The organism is Ornithinicoccus sp. (assembly GCF_057176825.1).
Window position 1 is genome coordinate 661,983 of sequence record NZ_CM169976.1, and the last position, 20,811, is coordinate 682,793.

Annotated in this window: 16 protein-coding genes and 1 pseudogene; 8 read left to right on the plus strand and 9 right to left on the minus strand. The window is 73.3% G+C overall.

Annotated features, from left to right (window positions below):
* Positions 1-19 precede the first annotated feature (19 nt).
* A complete protein-coding gene (locus AC1QRC_RS03525) occupies positions 20-892 on the plus strand; it encodes an oxygenase MpaB family protein (RefSeq protein WP_484205447.1) in 873 nt (290 codons plus the stop codon).
* Here the strand turns inward: AC1QRC_RS03525 and AC1QRC_RS03530 are convergent.
* The gene (locus AC1QRC_RS03530; protein ID WP_484205448.1) at positions 889-1,788 is read right to left on the minus strand and encodes an NAD(P)-dependent oxidoreductase; all 900 of its coding nucleotides are present in this window, start codon (positions 1,786-1,788) and stop codon (positions 889-891) included. The genes AC1QRC_RS03525 and AC1QRC_RS03530 overlap by 4 nt on opposite strands.
* A 2-nt stretch (positions 1,789-1,790) precedes the next feature.
* Positions 1,791-2,096, minus strand: a complete 306-nt coding sequence (locus AC1QRC_RS03535; RefSeq protein WP_484205449.1) for a hypothetical protein — start codon at positions 2,094-2,096, stop codon at positions 1,791-1,793.
* A 245-nt stretch (positions 2,097-2,341) separates the two neighbouring features.
* On the opposite strand from AC1QRC_RS03535, the gene AC1QRC_RS03540 reads away from it, so the two are divergent.
* Positions 2,342-3,805, plus strand: a complete 1,464-nt coding sequence (locus tag AC1QRC_RS03540) for a DEAD/DEAH box helicase (RefSeq protein ID WP_484205450.1) — start codon at positions 2,342-2,344, stop codon at positions 3,803-3,805.
* A 190-nt stretch (positions 3,806-3,995) separates the two neighbouring features.
* Positions 3,996-6,716: a cell wall-binding repeat-containing protein gene (locus AC1QRC_RS03545; RefSeq protein ID WP_484205451.1), complete on the plus strand. Its 2,721-nt coding sequence runs from the start codon at positions 3,996-3,998 to the stop codon at positions 6,714-6,716.
* 73 nt (positions 6,717-6,789) lie between these two features.
* Here AC1QRC_RS03545 and AC1QRC_RS03550 read toward each other — a convergent pair whose 3' ends face one another.
* From AC1QRC_RS03550 to AC1QRC_RS03560, 3 genes are all read right to left on the minus strand, one after another.
* Entirely contained in the window at positions 6,790-7,377 is a 588-nt protein-coding gene (locus AC1QRC_RS03550) for an NADPH-dependent FMN reductase (protein WP_484205452.1), read from the minus strand.
* A 45-nt stretch (positions 7,378-7,422) separates the two neighbouring features.
* Positions 7,423-8,637, minus strand: a complete 1,215-nt coding sequence (locus AC1QRC_RS03555) for an amidohydrolase (RefSeq protein WP_484205453.1) — start codon at positions 8,635-8,637, stop codon at positions 7,423-7,425.
* 121 nt (positions 8,638-8,758) lie between these two features.
* Positions 8,759-10,039: a glycosyltransferase gene (locus AC1QRC_RS03560; protein WP_484205454.1), complete on the minus strand. Its 1,281-nt coding sequence runs from the start codon at positions 10,037-10,039 to the stop codon at positions 8,759-8,761.
* Between the two features lie 71 nt (positions 10,040-10,110).
* Here AC1QRC_RS03560 and AC1QRC_RS03565 point away from each other — a divergent pair, with 71 nt between their 5' ends.
* Positions 10,111-11,658, plus strand: coding sequence for an ATP-dependent DNA ligase (locus AC1QRC_RS03565; RefSeq protein ID WP_484205455.1), 1,548 nt, complete (start codon positions 10,111-10,113; stop codon positions 11,656-11,658).
* 3 nt (positions 11,659-11,661) lie between these two features.
* Here AC1QRC_RS03565 and pgfA read toward each other — a convergent pair whose 3' ends face one another.
* Positions 11,662-12,723, minus strand: coding sequence for a cell envelope lipid trafficking protein PgfA (pgfA, locus tag AC1QRC_RS03570; protein ID WP_484205456.1), 1,062 nt, complete (start codon positions 12,721-12,723; stop codon positions 11,662-11,664).
* Between the two features lie 130 nt (positions 12,724-12,853).
* Positions 12,854-13,015, minus strand: coding sequence for a hypothetical protein (locus AC1QRC_RS03575; RefSeq protein WP_484205457.1), 162 nt, complete (start codon positions 13,013-13,015; stop codon positions 12,854-12,856).
* 122 nt (positions 13,016-13,137) lie between these two features.
* On the opposite strand from AC1QRC_RS03575, the pseudogene AC1QRC_RS03580 reads away from it, so the two are divergent.
* The 4 genes and pseudogenes from AC1QRC_RS03580 to AC1QRC_RS03595 all read left to right on the plus strand — a co-directional run.
* Positions 13,138-13,869: pseudogene (locus tag AC1QRC_RS03580) on the plus strand (acyltransferase family protein); the annotation flags it as partial.
* A 160-nt stretch (positions 13,870-14,029) separates the two neighbouring features.
* Positions 14,030-14,926: a VOC family protein gene (locus AC1QRC_RS03585; protein WP_484205458.1), complete on the plus strand. Its 897-nt coding sequence runs from the start codon at positions 14,030-14,032 to the stop codon at positions 14,924-14,926.
* A gap of 2 nt (positions 14,927-14,928) precedes the next feature.
* Complete coding sequence (locus tag AC1QRC_RS03590) at positions 14,929-15,651, plus strand: LLM class flavin-dependent oxidoreductase (protein WP_484205459.1); 723 nt, start codon at positions 14,929-14,931, stop codon at positions 15,649-15,651.
* Entirely contained in the window at positions 15,638-15,820 is a 183-nt protein-coding gene (locus tag AC1QRC_RS03595) for a hypothetical protein (protein ID WP_484205460.1), read from the plus strand. Before AC1QRC_RS03590 ends, AC1QRC_RS03595 begins: the two co-directional genes overlap by 14 nt.
* On the opposite strand, the gene AC1QRC_RS03600 is transcribed toward AC1QRC_RS03595, so the two are convergent.
* Positions 15,821-19,975 carry an alpha-(1->3)-arabinofuranosyltransferase domain-containing protein gene (locus tag AC1QRC_RS03600; protein WP_484205461.1) on the minus strand — a complete coding sequence of 1,385 codons (4,155 nt, stop codon included), beginning with the start codon at positions 19,973-19,975 and terminating at the stop codon, positions 15,821-15,823. It lies immediately after the preceding gene.
* Positions 19,972-20,730, minus strand: coding sequence for a class I SAM-dependent methyltransferase (locus AC1QRC_RS03605; protein ID WP_484205462.1), 759 nt, complete (start codon positions 20,728-20,730; stop codon positions 19,972-19,974). Before AC1QRC_RS03605 ends, AC1QRC_RS03600 begins: the two co-directional genes overlap by 4 nt.
* Between the last annotated feature and the right edge of the window lie 81 nt (positions 20,731-20,811).

Consider the following 20,811-nt stretch of genomic DNA (forward strand, 5'->3'; position numbering starts at 1 on the left):
AACGGGGCGATACTGGGGTATGCCGATCCTCGCCCTCCAGCGCCGGGCCGGGGCAGCCCTGCGCGCCAAGGTGGCCGGGGAGGACGCCGCCGAACGGGCCCGGGCCATCTGGGGGGTGCGGGGCGAGCGCTGGTTCGGGGTCGAGGACGCCGTCTGGCAGGTGCACCGGGACGCCGCCATGTTCGTCGGCGGGATCGCGGCGCTGCTGGTCCAGTCCCTGCACCCGATGGCGATGGCGGGCGTGGCCGGCCACAGCGGGTACAAGTCCGACCCGTGGGGTCGGCTGCAGCGCACCAGCAACTACCTGGCCGTCACCACCTACGGCACCGTCCCGGACGCGGAGGCGGTCATCGCGCGGATCCGCGCCGTGCACTCCCGGGTCCGGGGCAAGGACGAGCTCGGCCGCCCCTACCGTGCCGACGACCCCCACCTGCTGACCTGGGTGCACCTGGCCGAGGTCCGCTGCTTCCTCGCCGCCCACCAGGCGTTCGGCGACCGCCCGCTGACGACGGCGCGGGCCGACGAGTACGTCGAGCAGACCGGTCGGGTGGCGGCCCGGCTCGGCGTGCCCGACCCCCCGACCACCGTCGCCGGTCTGCGGGCCCGGCTGACGGCATACCGGCCCGAGCTGGAGGCGACCCCCGCTGCACGCGATGCCGCCCGCTTCCTGCTGCTCCACCCGCCGTTGGCGCTGCCGGCCCGGCCGGGCTACGGGATGCTCGCGGCCGGCGCGCTCTCGCTGCTCGAGCCGTGGGAGCTCGGCGAGCTCGGCGTCCGGCTACCCGCCGGGGCGATCCGCCGCGTGGGGAGACCGCTGGGCAGGGCGGCGGCCGGGACGGTGCGCTGGGCCCTCGCCGGGGTGGACGACGAGCGCCGCCCGCCCCCCGGTTAGTCGAGCCGGAAGGTGACGCTGTGGTCGAGGTCGCCGGCCCCCTGCTCGGCCAGACGCCGGTACACCTCCTCGGTGACCTCGCTGACCGGGAGCGACACCCCCAGCTCCCCGGCGGCCGCGAGCCCGAAGCCCAGGTCCTTGAGCTGGTTGTCCACACTGCCGCCACCGGAGTAGTCGCCGGACAGCCAGTGGTGCTGCTTCTGCCGCAGGGCCTGGGAGCCGGCGAGCCCGGCGTCCAGCACTTCGAGCACGGTGGCCAGGTCGAGGCCCCCGGCCTCGGCCAGCCGGAGCGCCTCACCCAGGGCCGAGAGGGTCGCGCCGACCACGATCTGGTTGCACGCCTTGGTCAGCGCCCCCGACCCGACGGGTCCGAGGTGGCGCACCGTGGTCCCCATCAGCGCGAGCACCGGCTCGACCGTCGCGAAGTCCTCTGGCGACCCGCCCGCCATGATGCTCAGGCGGCGTTCCTGTGCCCCGCGCGGGCCGCCGCTGACGGGGGCGTCCATCAGGCGGATGCCCCGGTCGGCGAGTTCGCCGGCCCACGCGCGCACGGCCACCGGGCTGACCGTGCTCGTCACCACCAGTACCGGAGCCGGTGCGTCCGAGTCCCGGGTGGCCCAGCCCGCCGCGAGTCCGTCGGGGCGGTCGACCACGTCCTGCACCTGGGGGAGGTTGTGCAGCATCGCCACCACGATGTCGGCGGCCGCCCCGGCGGGGCTGTCGACGACGCGCACGGACGGTATGTCGTGGGCCAGGTCGTGCGCCTTGCTCGCCGTGCGGTTCCACACCGTCAGGTCGACCCCGCCGAGGGCGAGGGCCCGTGCCATGGGCAGGCCCATCGGGCCCAGGCCCACGAAGCCGACTGACGGAGGGGAGCTCGTCGCGCTCGTCGTCATCGTCAGGATGCTGCGGGCGGCCGGGTCGCGACACCCGGCTCGGGACGAGCCTCGACATACCGTGCGTGCAGTTCGTCGACCTTGCGGACGGCCCGCTGCAGCCCGACGGTGAAGCACGTGATGCCGATGAGGGCGACGATGACCGCCAGCGTGGCGACCAGGGCGGGCGCGCCCCCACCGTCCGGTGAGGGCTCCAGCGCCGTCCGGTAGAGCCACAGTGCGACGCCGACGGCGAGCAGGATGAGCCCGTTGCGCACGGGGCGGGCCGCCGACGGCTCGGGAAGCCGGGACGGGCTGGATGCGGTCATGGCCGCAGGGTAGCGAACCGTCCCGGGGTCGCGAGTCGATGTGGGGGAGCGAGTCGCCTGGTCGGTCAGGAGGCGGCGATGCCGTAGACTGGTGGGCAGCAGCCCGTTCCGTCTTGCCACGGGCTGCCTGGCGATACGATCCCCGGCCGGGAGCCGGATGTCTTGAGTCGCGCGGCCGTTCCCACAGCAGTGGACGGGCCAACGCGCCGGGCGGGACACATCACCAGCAACGACGGAGACTCTCCTTGTCCCAGGACACTTTCGCGCGCCTCGGCGTGCCTGCCCCGCTGTGCGCCGTGCTCGACGCCCGGGGTATCACCACCCCCACCCCCATCCAGGCGGCCACCCTGCCGGACTCCCTCGCCGGGCGCGACGTGCTCGGCCGGGGCCGCACCGGCTCGGGCAAGACCTACGCCTTCCTGCTGCCGCTCGTGGCGCGGCTGTCCGCCTCGGGGAGGAGGCGCAGCCCCAAGCGCCCCCGGGCACTGATTCTCGCGCCGACCCGTGAACTGGTCGGTCAGATCGAGACCGCCCTCGCCCCGCTGGCCAAGACCAGCGGCCTGACCTCGATGACTGTCTTCGGCGGGGTGAACCAGAACCCGCAGGTCCGGGCGCTCGCCGGTGGCGTCGACATCATGGTCGCCTGCCCCGGCCGGTTGGAGGACCTGATCGGCCAGGGGCACGCCAGCCTGGACGCCGTGGAGGTCACCGTCCTCGACGAGGCGGACCACATGGCTGACCTGGGCTTCCTGCCCGGCGTCAAGCGGCTGTTGGACCGCACCCCCTCCGGGGGCCAGCGGATGCTCTTCTCCGCGACGCTCGACGCCGGGGTGAACGTGCTCGTCAAGCGCTACCTGAGCCGGCCCGTCACGCACGAGGCGGACTCGCCGCAGTCCCCGGTGGCCACAATGTCGCACCACGTGCTCCACGTCACCTCCGAGGCACACCTGCCGGTGCTGGTCGACCTGACCGCGGCACCGGGCCGGACCGTCGTGTTCACCCGGACCAAGCACCGCGCCAAGAAGCTCGCCCGCCAGTTGAACGCCTCCGGGGTGCCCGCGGTGGAACTGCACGGCAACCTGAGCCAGAACGCCCGCACCCGCACCATGGAGGCCTTCCACAGCGGTGCGGCGCAGACCCTGGTCGCCACCGATATCGCGGCCCGCGGCATCCACGTCGACGACGTCGCGCTGGTGATCCACGCCGACCCGCCGGTCGAGCACAAGGCCTACCTGCACCGGTCCGGACGCACCGCGCGTGCGGGCAACTCCGGCACCGTGATCACGCTGATGACCGACGAGCAGGTCCGGGATGTGCGCGACCTGACGCGCAAGGCCGGGATCAAGGCCACCACGACACGGGTCGACCGGTCCCACCCGCTGTTGAGCGAGCTGGCGCCCGGTGAGCGGGAGTTCGGCGGGGCCTACGTCCCGCCCGTGCCCGCCGGGTCCGGGGGCGGAGGCAGCCAGGGTCGGCCGCGCGCCGGGGCGCCCCGCGGCGGAAAGTCCCGGAACGGTCAGGGCCGCAACGGTCAGGGCCGCAACGGGCAGGGCCGCAACGGGCAGGCCCGGAACGGGCAGGGCCGCCAGGGCCAGGGGGCTGCCGGGGGCCGCGGCGGCCAACGCCGCTCGGGTGGCCGGGCGACCGTGTACTCCACGAGCTCCGGTGGTGCCGCGGCGTTCTCCCGCAACAGCCGCGCCGGTCGCTGAACCCGCACCACTGAAGTCGACCCGCACGCGCCCGTCGCGTCCGGGTCGATGTCAGTTCACCGTCAGGTTGCTCCGAGGTCTGGACCGAGTCACCGTCGGGCACTAGCCTCCCAGCAGGTCATCTCCCGTGTCGGGCGGTGCCTGTGGTCCCCGTGTCGCCCGCCGTGGGCGCAGACAAAGGAGTTTTCTCGTGACATCCACCCACCGACGGCTCCGACGCGGCGGTATCGCCGCGTTCGCGGCCGCAACGCTGGTCGCCAGCGGAACAGGCATGGCGCTCTCGTCCGGCGCCGTAACGAACGTATCGTCCGGCTCGCTGGGCTCCCTGCTGTCGGCGACGGCGGCCGGAGTGGCTGCCGACGTCAGCCCGGCAGCCGAGACGGCCGACCGGATCGGCGGGGCGAACCGCTATGAGACCGCCGCCCTGGTCGCGGCGGAGTACCCCGCAGGCTCCACCCACGTGAACATCGCCACGGGTGAGAACTTCGCCGACGCCCTGACCGCCGGCATCTACGAGAACCCGACGGCGGCGGCCGAGGAGCTGGCGGCGTCGCCGACCCTGCTGACCCGCAAGGCCAACCTGCCCGCGGCCACGGCCGCGGCGCTGGAGGAGCTCGCACCCTCGACCATCCGGATCATCGGCGGCCCGGGGGCCATCTCCGCCGAGGTGGAGGCGGAGCTGGAGGAGTACGGCGAGGTCGAGCGGATCTACGGCGCCGACCGCTACGAGACCGCGGCCCTGCTGGCTGCGGGCTACCCCCAGGGGCTGGACGCCGTCTTCCTCGCCACGGGCGAGAACTACCCCGATGCGCTGACCGGTGCCGCGCTGGCCGACAGCCAGGGCGCCCCCGTGCTGCTGACCAAGCCCGGTGAGCTGCCGGAGTCCACCGCCGAGGTGCTGGCGGACCTGGAGCCGCAGTCGGTCGTGGTCTTCGGCGGGCCCGGCGCGATCAGCGAGGACGTGGTGACCGCGGTCGAGGAGATCGTGCCGGACACCTCCCGTCTCTACGGCGACGACCGCTACGGCACGGCCGCGGCGATCGCGGCGACGTACCCCAAGGACGTCGCGACGGCATACCTGGCCACCGGGCTCGACTTCCCGGACGCCCTGACCGGCGCCCACCTGGCCGGCGCCGAGGGCCTGCCGGTGCTGCTCAGCCGCCCGACCGGCCTGACCCCCACCACGCAGGACGCGTTGGACGTGCTGTCCCCGCAGGGCGTGACGCTGCTCGGCGGGCAGTCCGCCCTCGGCGAGGCGGTCGAGACCGACGTCAACGCGGCGCTGCCCGCCTGGTTCGACAGCCTGCACCTGCAACTGCTGTCGTTCAACGACTTCCACGGCCACCTTGAGGCCCAGGACGCCACGTTGGACGAGGTCCAGGACCCGGACCAGAACATCGTGGGCGGGGTGGAGTACCTGTCCACCACGCTGACGAACCTGCGCGGCGACTACCAGGAGGGTCACAGCCTGACCGTCGCCGCCGGTGACCTCATCGGCGGGTCGACCTTCCTGTCCGGCATGTTCCACGACGAGCCGACTGTCGAGGCGCTCGACGCGGTCGGCCTGGACATCAGCAGCGTCGGCAACCACGAGTTCGACGAGGGCACCGAGGAACTGCTGCGGATGCAGCACGGGGGGTGCCACCCGGTGGACGGCTGCTACTTCGAGGACAAGGAGTACCCGGGAGCCGAGTTCAACTGGTTGAGCGCCAACGTGGTCGACAAGGAGAGCGGTGAGTCGCTGCTGGAGGCCACCGAGGTCCGCGAGATCGACGGCGTGCAGGTCGGCTTCATCGGGATGACCCTGGAGGACACCCCCAGCCTGGTCAGCCCGGGCGGGGTCGCGACCGTGGACTTCCTGGACGAGGTGGAGACGGCCAACGCCGAGGCCGCCGCGCTCCAGGAGCAGGGCGTGGAGGCCATCGTCGTGCTGCTGCACGAGGGCGGCTACCAGGCCGGCACCTACCAGGACTGCGAGGGCCCCTCGGGGCCGATCGTGGAGATCGCCGAGAACTTCGACCCCGCGATCGACATGGTGGTTACCGGTCACACCCACCAGCCCTACATCTGCGACATCCCGGACCCGGACGGCAACTCCCGCATGGTGACCAGTGCCGCGCAGTACGGCTACGTGGTGACCGGCACGGACCTGGTGCTCAGCCGGAGCACCGGTGACGTGGTCCGCGACGCCGTTGCCTCGCAGAACCACCTGGTCCTGCAGGAGCAGGCCGACGCCGCGATCACGGCGCTGCTGGCCCCGTGGCAGGAGCTGTCCGAGGTGGTCGCCGGCGAGGTGGTCGGCACGATCACCGAGGACATCACCGGCGACGCCGGTGGTGACCGCGGCATCGAGACCCCGATGGCCAACCTGGTCGCCGACTCCATCCTGTTCGGCACCTCCGCCCCCGAGGACGGCGGCGCACAGATCTCGTTCATGAACGTCGGTGGCGTCCGCGCCAGCTTCCTCGTCGACCAGATCAGCAACGAGGAGGAGCCGGGTGAGATCACCTACGAGGAGTCCTACAACGTCGCGCCGTTCGGCAACCTGCTGGTCTCGATCGACATGACCGGTGACCAGATCAAGCGGATGCTGGAGCAGCAGTACATCCCGGACCGCGGTCGTCCCTACCTGGCGCTGGGCGTCTCGGACGGCTTCACCTACACCTGGGACGACAGCCAGCCCGAGGGTGAGAAGGTCAGCGACATGCAGCTGGACGGTGTCCCGCTGGAGGATGACGAGGTCTACCGGGTCTCCACCCTCAACTTCCTGCAGGAGGGTGGCGACGGCTTCAGCGTCTTCACCGAGGGCACCAACCTGGTCGGTGGTCCCGAGGACCTGCAGAACCTGGTGGACTACCTGAAGGCCAACCCGGGGCTGTCCGCACCCCCGGACCGCGTGGACGGGCTGTGACCGGCTGACCCCCGCGTCCGACCTGGGCAGGGCCGCACCCGAGAGCATTCGGGTGCGGCCCTGCCGCGTCCGGTCAGCGTTCCTCGCGAACCGCCCGCAAGGCCCCGGCCCAGACCGCCAGCTGGTCCAGCATGGTGGCGACGTTGCCGGCCTGGAAGTCGCGCGGCACCATCTGGCTGAAGTCCTCCATGTCGTCGTAGATCGACAGCGACACCTGGGCCCGGACCGTGGCGATCTGCAGCTCTCCCAGCACCGACTTCAGGTGCTCCGCGGCGCGCAGCCCTCCCGAGCTGCCGTAGCAGATGATCCCGGCAGCCTTGTCGTTCCACTCGGCATACAGGTAGTCCAGGGCGTTCTTGAGCGCGGCCGGCATCCCGCGGTTGTACTCCGGGGTGACGAAGACGAACCCGTCGTAGCCCGCGACGAGCTCTGACCAGGCCCTGGTGTGGGCCTGCGTGTATCGGCCGGAGGAGGCGGGCTCGGGCTCATCGAGCAGCGGCAGGCCCTGGTCGGCCAGGTCCACCAGGTCGAGATCGAGGTCGGGATGGGCGTGCTGGTGCGCGACGTCCAGGGCCCAACCCGCGACGGTGGGGCCGACCCGCTCGGGCCGGGTGCTGCCGACGACCATCGCGATCCGGAGCGGGGGCTGGGAGGGACTCATGGCACCACTGTGCCGCACGCCGACCGGCTCGGCAGCCCACGAGGGTCAGCGGCCCAGCCGACCCAGCAGCACGGCATACCCGACCCGCACCCCGGTGGTGAGGGTCGGCTCGAGGGCGGGCGCGAAGTCCGGCGAGTGGTTGCTGGGCACCGGGTGCGGTCCGTCGATCACCTCATCGGACATGCCGCCGAAGAACCAGTAGGCGGAGGGAACGCCGATCGCGGCACCCAGGTGCCCGAAGTCCTCGCTGCCCATCTGGGCGGGGCTGACCTCGACCTGCTCCAGGCCGATCTCCTGCGTCATGGTGGCGATGACGCCCTCGATCAGCTCCGGGTCGTTGTGGGTGAGCGGGAAGGTGTAGAGCTCCTCCACGGTGGGCTCCGGCGCCCCGGACGCCTCCGCCTCCGCACGGAGCACCCGGCGCGCGGCGGTGAGGACCCGCGTGCGCACGTCCTCGTCCAGGTGGCGCAGGTTCACCGTGAACACCGCCGTGTCGGGGATGACGTTCTCCTTGGTGCCCGCGCTGAGGGTGGCGACGGTGAGCACGGAGGCCTGCTGCGCGCCGACCTCCCGGGTGACCACGCTCTGCAGCCGCACGATCATGTGCGCGGTCAGCAGGACCGGGTCGATCGAGTGCTCCGGGCGGGAGCCGTGGCCGCCCCGGCCGTGCACGGTCACCCGCCAGGCGTCGGCGACCGCCATCGCGGGTCCCACACTCACCTGGACGGTCCCGGCACGGGCCGGTCCCACGTGCTGCCCGAACACCACCTCGGGCCTGGGGGCGGTGTCCCACAGCCCGTCGCGGACCATGGCCAGGGCGCCCGTCGCGGTCTCCTCTCCGGGTTGGAAGACGAAGACGACGGTGCCCTGCCAGGCGTCCCGGTCCTGCGCCAGGAGGCTCGCGATCCCGACCGCGCAGGTGATGTGCACGTCGTGACCGCAGGCGTGCATCACGGGGACCTCGGTGCCGTCGGGCAACCGACCCCGTGCCGTGCTGGCGTAGCCCAGACCCGACTTCTCGAGCACGGGGAGGCCGTCGGTGTCCGCACGGAAGGCGACCACCGGCCCCTCGCCGTTCGCCAGCCAGGCCGCGAGCCCCGTCCCGCCCACCCGGGCGGTGGTGTAGCCCAGCTGCTGCATCCGCTGCTCGACCAGCTCCGCCGTCTGGTGCTCCTGCATGGACAGCTCGGGGTGGGCGTGCAGGTGCCGGTAGAGGTCGTGCAGGGCGTCCTGCAGGGCTGCGGGGACGGTCACGGTCATCGGGCACGCCTTCGGGGAGTCAGCACATCAGGGCACGAGGCGGCCCGGGGCAATCATGGCCGATCGCGGCCCGCCCCGCCAGGTGTGGGCGCACCGACAGCAGGTGGTCGCCGACCGTCGGTCAACCGGGCCCGTCGAAGAGCCGCGAGACCAGGACGGTGGCCTCGGTGACGCCGTCCTCGCGCCGGACGATCGCGCCCAGGTCGGTGGCGCGGGCCCGCACGCCCGGGTCGGTGGTCAACTGGCGCAGGGCGGCCTCCAACCGGTCGGCGTCAAGCTCGTGCCGCCGGATGGGTGCGGGCCCGAGCCCGAGCTGGGCCACCCGACGGCCCCAGTACGGCTGGTCCGCGACGTGCGGGACGACCAGTTGGGGGACCCCGGCGCGGACCGCCGCGCCCGTGGTCCCGGCCCCGCCGTGGTGGACGACGGCCGCGACCCGCGGGAAGAGCCACTCGTGCGGCACCTCGCCGACCACAGCCACGGTGTCCGGCAGGTCGCCCGCCGCCAACCCGGTCCACCCGGCGTGGACCAGGCCGCGCCGTCCCGAGCGCCGCAGCGCCTCGAGCATGATCCCGGTGGTGCCCTGCGGGTCCCGCGACATCATGCTGCCGAAGCCCAGATAGACCGGAGGCTCTCCGCCGTCGAGGAACGCCACCAGGTCGTCCGGGGGCGTCCACCCCTCGCCGACGGGGAGGGTCCAGTAGCCGGTCGCGCGGAGCTGCCGACCCCAGGACGGGTCGGGCGGCACCACCGCAGGGCTGCACCCCAGCAGGGACGGGGTGGCGTAAGCCGTGCGCAGGTACTCCCGGAACGTCCCTCCGGGCAGCCCGAGGGCCTGCCGGACCGGGTCCGAGGCCTGCCGGAAGACCGAGTACGCCCCGGCCGCCATCGCGGTGGACGCGAGTCTGTTCAGCGATGTCGTGGCACCCGGGAACGGCGCGTAGACGGTGGACGCACCCTGGCGGGCCGGCGTGGTCGGCGCGAGCTGGGCCACGACGTGGCGCTGGCCCCTGGCCCGGGTCGCCACCGAGGTCGCGTCGTAGGTCATCGCCCCGCTGATCACCAGGTCGACGTCCCCGCTGGTCTGCAGCACGCCCTCGGCGATCGGGCCGCCGAGCTCGGCCAGCAGGGAACGGATCAGCTGTCCCTCGCGGAGCAGCCCGCGGCTGGCGTCGGCCTGCCACTCCAGGCCGGCCCCCTCGCCGGAGGCCTGCCGGACGTCGACCGGGAAGGTGCTGGTGCGCAGCCCGTGGGCGGCCGGGAGCGGCGCCAGGTCCTGGGGGACGGTGATCCCGACGCCGAAGCCGGCCGTCGCCAGGCCGGCCGCCAGCGCGACCAGTGGCTGGACGTCTCCGCGCGAGCCCATCGCCAGCACCTGGATGGTGGGCAGCTGCGTGCTCATGGCGCCGAGTCTGTCAGGCCGGGTGCGGTGCTCCGCTCGCCGGTGTCGGTGATCGGCGCCATGCTGTCCGTATGCAGTTCGCCCGGGTCATCGAGACGTCGGCGGCGGTGGCCGCGACGCCCTCGCGCACGGCCAAGGTCGAGGCGTTGGCGGCCGCGCTGCGGGAGGCGGCGCAGGCCGGAGACGTCGCGGTGGTTGCCGACTACCTGGCGGGGCGGCTGCCGCAACGTCGCGTCGGTATCGGCTGGCGCAGCCTGCGCGACCTGCCCGAGCCCGTCGCAGGGTCCGGTCTGACCGTGGCCGAGGTCGACGCCGCGCTTACCGAGCTGGGCGCCTTCGGCGGTGCCGGGTCGGCCGCGGGGCGCGCGGTGGCGCTGCGGGGGCTGATGGCGCGGGCCACGCAGCAGGAGCAGGACTGGCTGTGTGGCCTGCTCACCGGCGAGCTGCGCCAGGGCGCCAGCGACGGGGTGCTGCAGAAGGCGATCGCGGCCGCCGCCGACGTGCCGGAGGCCGCGGTGCGCCGGGCGGTGATGCTTGCCGGGTTCGCCGGGCCCGTGGCCGCCGCCGCCCTCGCCGGGACCGGCGACGCGGAGGAGTCACTGGCAGCGATCGGGCTGGAGGTCGGCCGTCCGCTCCGTCCGATGCTCGCGTCCTCGGCCGCCGACATCGCGACCGCCCTGGACGGACTGGCGGCGCCCGGACGGCAGGTGGCGCTGGAGAGCAAGCTGGACGGCATCCGGATCCAGGCCCACCTGGACCGGGCTTCGGGGGTGCCGGTGCGGCTGTTCACCAGGACGCTGGAGGAGGTGACCGACCGCATGCCGGAGGTCGTGGAGTCCCTCCTCGCGCTGCCGGCCGACCGGGCGGTGCTGGACGGCGAGGTGATCGCGGAGCGGGACGGCCGGCCGGAGCCGTTCCAGGTGACGGGCGCCCGCACCGCGAGCACCGCCGACCCGCAGCGGTTGCGCGCGCAGGTGCCGCTCACGACATACCTGTTCGACGTCCTGCACCGGGACGGCCGCGACCTCGTGGACGAGCCTGCCGGCACCCGCTGGACCGTCCTGGCCGACCTGGCACCGGGGCTGCTCGTGCCTCGCCTGGAGACGACCGATCCGGGGGCGGGACAGGAGTTCTTCGAGGCACGGGTCGCCGCCGGTCATGAGGGGGTGGTCGTCAAGGCGCTGGACGCGCCCTACGCGGCGGGTCGGCGCGGCGCGGGCTGGGTCAAGGTCAAGCCGCGGCACACCCTGGACCTCGTGGTGCTCGCCGTGGAGTGGGGCAGCGGCCGGCGCCGGGGGGCGCTGTCCAACATCCACCTGGGCGCTCGCGACGAGGCGACCGGCGAGCTGGTGATGCTCGGCAAGACCTTCAAGGGGATGACCGACGCCATGCTGGCGTGGCAGACCAAGCGGTTCCTGGGCCTGGAGACGCACCGCGAGGGGCACGTCGTGCACGTGCGCCCGGAGCAGGTCGTCGAGATCGCCTTCGACGGGGTGCAGCAGTCCCGGCGCTACCCCGGCGGGGTCGCGCTGCGCTTCGCCCGGGTGCTGCGCTACCGCGACGACAAGCCGGTCGCCGAGGTCGACACGCTGCAGCGGGTGCGCGCGCTGGGTCAGTGACCGTCAGCGGCCCGCCAGGAACTCCCGGGTGTCGTCGGCGGACCCCTCGTCGTACTGCCCGTCGTACTGGTCGTACCCGTCGTCGCCCGCCTCGTCCCCGTCGGCGTGGCGGGCGGCCCGGCCTCCGCCGAGGGCCAGGAAGCCGCCCAGCACCATCAGCACCAGGCCGAGCAGGATCCCGACCCAGGTGAGCGGGCCGTTGATGAAGCCGAGCAGGGTGCCCTTGCTGCCGTAGGTGTCGACGTTGCCCGCGACGGTCTCGTCCGTGTAGCCGATGGTGCCCACCGTGATCGGCACGGCCGGCAGGGAGTCGTCGTGCGCCTCGAACCGGACGTTCTGCTCCTCCACGCCCTTGAGGATGACGCCGGTGTTCGGCTCTACCCACACCGTCCGGGTGTTCTCGTAGACGCGGTCGGCGTCGACCGGCTCGTCGCTGCCGAAGAGGTCGCCGGGCAGGCCCTCGGAGGTCGCGACCGTCTCGGGGCCCATCGTCATCCGGAACACGTAGGTGGAGGTCCCGGAGAGGGACTCCTCACCCTGGAACACGGCCGGCACCCCGCGACGCAGCGCGCCGTCCCAGTACTGGTAGTCCTGCTGCTGGGTGTCGAACGGGAACTTGAAGAAGACCCCTTCGTGCTCGATCGGCTCGTGCTCGGCCAGGTCGTCGGGGGCGCCGGAATCGCCGACCGCGATGTAGTCGCCGCAGCAGTTGGTGGCCTCCCCGGTGCGCCGGTCGAAGGAGACGCCCTCCTCGGCGTAGGTGAGCACCGGCCCGTCCTCGACCTTGGACTCCACGGTGGTCTGCCAGAACGCGTTGTTGCCCTCGGCGAGCCCGGGGATGCCGACCACCTGGCGGGTGCTGACGAGCGTCGCCCCATGCAGTTGCTCGACCCCGTCGGAGGAGACGCGCAGCGCCTCCATGTTCTCCCCGCGGGAGACGGAGGTGCTCGACTGGTCGAGCTGGGTGGTGGCCAGGCGGTCGTGGATGACCGGCTTGGCGAGGATGCCGAGCAGGAGAGCGAACGCTCCCAGGACCAACATCAGGTATCCGACACCACGACGCATCGCGGGCTCCTTTGCACGAGGTTGCGCCGGAGCCTACCAGCCAGTAACCCATTCGCGTAGAGTCGGCGCGACAATGACCGCAGACGTCCGCCACCGGAGCCCGGACGCCGACCCGCTCAGGCCGGCCGGGTCAGCCTCGGCGACGGTTCGGCGGACTGGACGGGATGCGGGCCGTCGGGGCGCTGATGGTGCTGCTGACGCACGTGTCCTGGCACACGGGCACGAACTTCCGGGAGCCCTTCGGCGGGATCCTGTCCCGGTTCGACTCCGGCGTGGCGATCTTCTTCGTCATCTCCGGGTTCCTGCTCTACCGCCCGTATGTCGAGGCGCGGCTGACCGGGAGCGCCTCCGCCCCGCGTGGGCCGTTACCTGTGGCACCGCGCGCTGCGGATCCTGCCGGTGCTGTGGCTGGTGGTGCTCGCGACGGCGGTGCTCTTCCGGCACGGGACGGCCCTCTCGGAGTACCTGCGGCACGCCCTGCTGGTGCACATCTACTGGCCGGAGAACTGGGTGGGCGGACTCACCCAGATGTGGAGCCTGGCGGTGGAGGCTGCCTTCTACGTCGCGCTGCCGCTGCTCGCCTGGATGCTGCTGCGCACCGCCACGGATCCCCGGGTGTTCGTGCGGCGGTCGCTGGTCGTGCTGGCCGGCTTCATGGTGCTGTCACCGGTGTGGGCCTACGGGGCGCACGCAGCGGAGCACCCGACGGCCTCGCAGTGGCTCCCGGCCTACCTGGGGTGGTTCGCGGTCGGGATGGCGATGGCCACCTGGCAGCAGGCCCGTGGGCTCGGGTTGCTGCGCGCCGGGACGCTGGACCAGTTGGCCCGGCACCCCGGGACGTTGTGGCTGTCGGCCTGCGCCCTGCTGGTCATCGCCTCCACCCCGCTCGCCGGGTCCAGGGGGCTGGACACGGTGCTCCCCGCCGAGGCGGCGTTCAAGTGCACGGTCTACACCCTCGTGGGCGCGCTGCTGGTGTTCCCCTGCGTCGCGGCGCTGCGTCCGGCGGAGGACCCGCCCTCCGTGCGCTGGCTCGGCAGCCGGTGGCCCCGCTGGCTCGGGGACATCTCCTACGGGGTGTTCGCCTACCACCTGCTCGTCCTGGAGTTGGTCGGCCCGCCGATCGGGCACGAGGACTTCACCGGCGGCTTCTGGCCGCTGCTGGTGGCCACCCTGGTGGTGACGCTCCCGCTGGCCACGCTGAGTTACCGCCTATCTGGAACGCCCGCTGATGCGGTGGGGCCGGGAATACCACCCGCGCAGGGACCGTTCTCCCAACAGTTGAAACTTCAAGTGATTGGGATGAGTCATGAACAGCACACTGCCGACCGGCGGACGCGCAGCCGTCGACCTCCTCGACTCCGACACCGTGATGGGTGCGGTCACGCTCAAGGTCGCCGACCTCGATGCCATGGTCCGCTACTACGAGGATGGCGTCGGCCTGACCCTCCTGGACCTGCGGGCAGGCCGCGCCGTCCTCGGGCGGCCGGGCAACCCTGCCCTGGTCCTGGAACTGGCCCCCGAGCTGGGCTACGCCTCCGCCACCGCGGCCGGACTGTTCCACACGGCCTTCCTGTTCCAGGACCGTGCCGACCTGGCCTCGTCGGTCTACTCGGTCGCGCGGCAGTACCCCGGCACCTTTACCGGCAGCTCGGACCATCTGGTCAGCGAGGCGTTCTACTTCGACGACCCGGAGGGCAACGGGGTGGAGCTCTACTGGGACCGCCCCAGTGAGGAGTGGACCTGGCACGGGGGCAGCGTCGCGATGGACACCCTCTACCTGGACCCGCAACAGTTCCTCCAGCAGCACCTGACGGAGCCGGGGACGCTGAAGGTCACCGAGGGGCAGACCCGGGTGGGGCACGTGCACCTGAAGGTGGGCGACATCGAGACCGCCCGGCGGTTCTACGTCGACACGGTCGGGTTCGAGGCCACCGCACGGTTCGGCAACCAGGCCCTGTTCGTCTCGGCCGGCGGCTACCACCACCACGTCGGCATGAACACCTGGCGCAGCGCCGGGGCGGGCGAGCGCACCCCCGCGCTCGGCCTGGGCGAGGTCTCGGTCGAGCTGCCCAGCGCCGACGGGATCGGCGCCCTGCGGGAGCGGCTGCGCGCCCGTGGGATCCAGGTCGCCGACGACGGCCGCGAGCTCACCTTCGACGACCCGTGGCGCAACCTGGTGCGGGTCACCGGTCCTACCGTGTGACCATGACCGACTACGGGCACGACATCGTCCTGGGGTCGTTCCTGACCCCCACCAACGCCCCGCCCCAGCAGGCCGTTGAGCTGGCGCTGGTGTCCGAGCAGGTGGGACTGGACCTGGTCACCTTCCAGGACCACCCCTACCAGCCGCGTTTCCACGACACGTGGACCCTGCTGAGCTACGTGGCCGCCCGCACCGAGCGGGTCACCCTGTCGGCGAACGTGGTGAACCTGCCGCTGCGCCAGCCGGCCGTGCTCGCCCGCGCCGCGGCCAGCCTCGACCTGCTCTCCGGTGGGCGGATCGAGCTCGGCCTCGGGGCCGGCGCCTTCTGGGACGCCATCGCGGCGATGGGCGGGCCGCGGCGCACCCCCGGCGAGAGCATCGCGGCGCTGGCCGAGGCCATCGAGATTATTCGCGGGATCTGGGACACCGGCACGCGGGAGAAGCTCGCCGTCGGGGGGAGCCACTACGTCGTGGACGGGGCCAAGCGGGGGCCAGCCCCGGCGCACGACATCGGGATCTGGCTCGGGGGCTACCGGCCGCGCATGCTCCGCCTCGTCGGGCGCACCGCGGACGGCTGGCTCCCCTCGCTGAGCTATGTGGAGTCCCTGACCGACCTGGCTGTGGCCAATGCCGCCATCGACGAGGCGGCACGCCGGGCCGGCCGGGAGCCCTCCGCCGTCCGCCGGCTGCTCAACATCAACGGCCGCTTTGGTGACAACCGGTGACGGGCTGCTCCACGGCTCTCCGGAGCAGTGGGTGCAGGAGTTGACCGCGCTCGCCGTGGAGCACGGCTTCAGCACCTTCATCCTGGGGACCGACGACGCCGCGGCGCTGGAGGTCTTCGGCCACGAGGTAGGCCCGGCGCTCCGGGAGGCCGTCGCCACGGCCCGCTGATCAGTCGGGTGGGGTCGGGTCGGTCTCCGGCCCGCGCCACGGCTGGCTGCCGGCACCGACGGCGCACGCCACGGCCAGCAGCACCAGTGCCTGGGGCAGGACGGCCAGCAGGACCTCCTCGGTGGGTCGTGGCCCCCACACCGCAAGCAGCGCGGTGCCGAGCGCGCCAGCGGCCGCGGTGATCGTCACCAGTGCGGCGGCGGGCGGGATGCCACGGCCCCGGACGAGCCGGACCGCACCCAGCACGAGGGCTGCCGCCAGCAGGCCCCACCACCCCGCCAACAGAGTCCCCCAGGCCAGGAGCAGGCCGGCGCGGACGACGGCTCCGGGCCTGGCCTCCGGTCGGGCCCCGACCGTGGTGGCGGGGCGCCAGGCCCAGGACAGGATCGCGAGCAGGCCGACGGCGACCAGCCCCAGGCGCAGCCCCAGCGTGTAGGCCAGGTCCGGGGCGAACGTCGCCTCCAGGGTCGTGGCCGGACCGGCGGGCACCAGGAACGCCTGCTGCCACCCCTCCACGGTGAGCGTGGTCAGCGGAGTGCCCGGGGCATCGGCGAGCCTGGCCTCCCACCCCTCGTTGACGTTCTGCGCGACCACGACCAGCGACGGCTCGTCCCGCGCGGGCAGGTCGATCGAGAGGATCTGCGGCTCGGGTCGCAGCGCCGTGAGCGGGGTCGGCGCGGTCGCGTTCCCGCCCATCGGCGGCGCGTCCTCGCGGTGCAGCGCCAGCGTCACCGGGAGCCAGCTGCCGGAGGCCTCGGCAGTCACGAGGGTCCGTCCTGCGTTCAATGGGACCGTGGCGTCGCCGTCGTCGGTGCACCCGGTCCAGGTGAGCCGGTCCCGTTCGAGCAGCTGGCGGACCGTGCCCTCCACGCGCCCCTCCACCTCGGTGTCTCCCACCGTGAGCAGCGGGCCGTCGCCGCACTCGCTGCCCAGGTCGGCGTCTGGGTCCAAGACGGGGAACTCCACCGCTGCGCCGTCGTGCAGGAGGTCGACCTCCGAGACGCCGACCGGCAGGGCCCTCAGGGATCCGGGGACGGCGGGGTCCTCGGTGATGACGTCGTGCTTGGGGCCGAAGGTGAGCTCGATCGTGGTCACCTCCTGCTCGTCCCAGCCCACGACGCCGTCGCCGTCCAGGGAGAGGGTGAGCGACGCACCGTCGTCCAATCGGATGTCCACCCGCTGCGGGCGGCTCGAAGCCAGGTAGTAGTCGTTGACCAGCCGCAGGCCGTCCAGCGTGGTGGCCTCCGGCAGCGTGAGGGTCAGCGTCGGCTCCGGGTCCAGCCGACCGGCGACCCACCCGGTGCCCTGCTCCCCGTCGACGGTCGCCCCGGGTCGGCCGTACGGATCGGCCACGTCCCGACTGCTGGCCGTGGCGAGGATGGTCCCCTCGGTCGGGAGCAATTCCTCGAGATCATCACCGGGGACGGGGAGGACCTCGCCGGACATCGTGTAGGTCGCCGCCTCCGGCAGGGCCACGGACCGGTACAGCCCGTGCGGCTCCTCGGGCTCCTCCGCCTGCAGCGTCGAGCACAGCGGGCGTTGCCCCAGCACCAGGCAGGCTGCCCGGCCGACCAGCTGGGAGCGCAGCAGGACGAGGTCGGGCGCGGCGTCGCCGGCCGCCGCCACCTCCAGAGAGGGTCGCACCGGGGTGCTGCCGGGCAGGTCGACCTCGGCCAGTCCGAAGGCGCTGGCCGTCCCCTCCGACCCTGGGTCCACGCCGATCCGTAGCCACATGGACGGGCCGGCGGGCACGGTGAGCTCTTGCGGCTGCGTCCCGCCGCTGACGGTGGTGACCTCGCTGCCCGCCTCGGTCTCCACGCGCAGCTCCCCGGGCGCCCCTCGGAACTGCGGCTCGGCGAGCACCACCGTGACGGGGTCCCCGCCGAGGGCCTGCTCCTCGGTCCAGTCCAGCTGCCACCACTGGCCACCGACGACGCCGTAGTCCCCCGACACCCAGCTCGTCGTCGGGTCGTCGTCGACCGCTGCCGCCGGGCTCTGGGCCACGGACCCGCGTGCCGTCGCGTCAGCGTCGGACGCCGAGGACGAGGCGTGCACGGCCGCCACGGGACCGGGCCAGCTCAGGCTGCGCTGCTCGGTGGCCCCGGGCAGCAGGTAGTCGTGCACCGCCCGGTCGGGCAGCCGGTCGGTGGCGCCGAGCATCCCGGATACGTTGGCCGCGGCCTCCCCGAAGTTCACGGCCCTGCGGCGGTAGCCGTCGGCCAGCACCGTGCCGCCCCCCGGGGTGGCGTGGGGGTGCAGGTCCTGGGCCAGGACGAACGCCCCCACACCGTCGGCCGCGCCGGTGGCCAGTGCCGCGGGCACATCCTCCGGGCCGCCATCCAGCGCGGCCGTGGCCGACAGCGGCACCAGCCGGGCCGGGAGCGGGTCCGGCACGGCGTGCACGGTCACGCTCGGGCTCGGCACGAGGGTCCGCTCCCGCACCGTGTAGTCGGCCGACTCTCCCTCGGGCCCGACCGGGGGGCCGAAGGCGGCGACCTGCTCCAGCCCGGCCCGGCCCAGCGCCTGCTGCGTCGAGATCGGGGGTGCGGGCTGCTTGTCCCGGCGCAGGTCATTGCGGACCACGACCCACCCGACGCCGGCTCGGCGCAGCGACTCGGCCAGACCCTCGTCGCCGTCGCCGGAGCCGAGCCTGCGCTGCACCTCGTCCAGCCAGCGGGTGGACCCCGCACTGCCCAGGGGCACCGCGTCGCGCACCGCGAACGGCCGCTCGAGCAGCGCCTGCAGGGGCTCGTCCTTGGTGGAGCCCCAGTCCAGGTCGGCGAAGGGCGAGGCGGGCACGACCAGGACCGAGCCGTCCCCGGGCTGGGCATCGAGCCAGTCCGCCGTCTCCTGCCAGTGAGCCGCGATCGCCTGGTACCCCTCCGGGCGCGGCAGTTGCGCGGTGATGGCCGGTGCCGCCACGGCCACGAGGGTGCAGCCGGCCAGGAACGGCGTCAGCAGGGTGGGCCAGCCGGTCGCTCGGGCGAGGGCGGCGGCCCGGGTCAGTGCCGCGGCCAGGAGCAGGACAAGGGGCAGTCGGACCACGAGCTCGAACTTGTGCGTGTTGCGCAACGCCGCCAACGGCCCGTCCAGGAGGTCTTGCACCACGCCCGCCCAGGGGCCCCCGAGCGCCCCGGCGTGGCCCATCGTGACGAGCAGCAGGCCGGTCGCCGCGGACACGGTCAGGAACAGCCGGTGCGGAGTGGCGCGGGACCCCAGGGCCAACAGGCCGGCCAGCGCCAGCGCGAGCGAGGCGGCGATGAGCAGCGGGGTCTCGACATACTGCGCCCCGGCGGGCCAGCTGGGCCCGGCGTCGGTGGACAGCCAGGCCAGCCAGGGGGTGGTGCCGCGCAGTCCCTCGCTGAGCGCCGCGGTCGAGGTGGTGACCGATGCCGTCTCGATCCAGTCCAGGAATGGCGGGCTGTAACGGCCCAGGACCACCAGGGGGACCAGCCACCACAGCATCGCCACGAGCACCGCCCCGAGCCAGCAGGCGAGGGCGGCCAGGTGCTGCCGGGTCCAGGGACGGGTCAGGAACCACAGGGTCGGCAGCACCAGCACGGCGCCGGTGGCCACGGCGTTCACCCCTCCGGCCAGGGCTACCACCAGGGCCGAGCGGCTGATCCGGGAGAACCAGGAGCGGGGCGCGGGGTCGACCAGGGGCCACAGCACCCACGGGGCGAGCGCCATCGGCCAGACCTCGACCGAGGTGATGGCCACCTCGCTGAGGATGCGGGGGCTGAGGGCGTAGGCGAACGCGGCGGCGTAGCGCGCCCACGGCGAGCCCATGCCCAGCGCACCGGACAGCTTCCAGACGCCGACCAGGGCGACCCCGGCCAGCACCGACCACCAGAGCCGCTGCACCACCCAGGCGGGGAGGCCGACCCCGGTGAGCAGGGCGTGGGAGGGCCCCATCGGCAGCAGGTAGCCGTACGCCTGGTTCTGCAGCTGGCCGAAGAACGCCGTGGGGTCCCACAGGTGCAGCGCCCGGATCAGGAAGCCCACCGGATTGGCGGTCAGGTCGAGCTTGGTGTCCGGCACCACCAGGCCCGGTGCCTGGCGGAACATCAGCGCGGTGATCAGCAGCAGCCCGAGGCCGAGCCGGGCCCGCCAGGTCAGGCGCTCGTCCGCGGGCGGCCGCGGCTCCTCGGTCACCCGGGCACCGTCCGGCGCAGCACGATGACGGCGTTCCAGGCCACCACCTCGCGCAGGACCGGCACCCGGATCACCCACCGGGCCCAGGCCGGGTGGTAGCGCGGCTCGATGGCGTGGATCCGGACCTCACCCCGGTCCTGTGCCGCACGCGCCCAGCGCACCATGCGGGAGACCGGGCAGGCGAACAGCGAGGTGCCGAAGTCGTTCTTCGGCCGGTGACCGTGACGCCGGGCGTAGCGGTCGGCCGCGCGGGCACCGCCCAAGTAGTGCCACATCCCCGTCTCGTGTCCTCCGTGCGGGGACAGCCACGGGGTCCAGGACAGATAGACGGTGCCGCCGGGCCGGGTGACTCGGACCATCTCCCGGGCCATCAACTCGGGGTCGGGCACGTGCTCGAGCACGTTGGAGGAGTAGGTCAGGTCGAAGGAGGCGTCCGCGAGAGGCAGGGCCAGGCCGGAGGCGCGCAGGGTGTCGGCGGCCGCGTGGCCGCGGGCGGTCAGCTCACCCGCGTCCGGCTCCACGCCGAGATAGCGCGCTCCTGCGGCGGCGAAGGCGTCGGAGAAGTAGCCGGGCCCACCGCCGACGTCCAGCATCCGGGCTCCGTCGAGGTCGACAAAGCGCCCGCACTCGCGCACCGAGTCCGCCGCGAGCGTGCCGTAGAACCGGTCCGGATCGGACTGCTCGACGAGGAAGGCGCGGAACAGGTGACGCGACCGCGCGAGGGTCCCGAGAGGGGGCAGTTGGTCGGCGTACACGACAGGCCACGATATTCGGGCTACTCTTCGGTAACAAGAGGCCGCCTCCCCCGGCCCACCCGACGACGACGGAGTCTGACG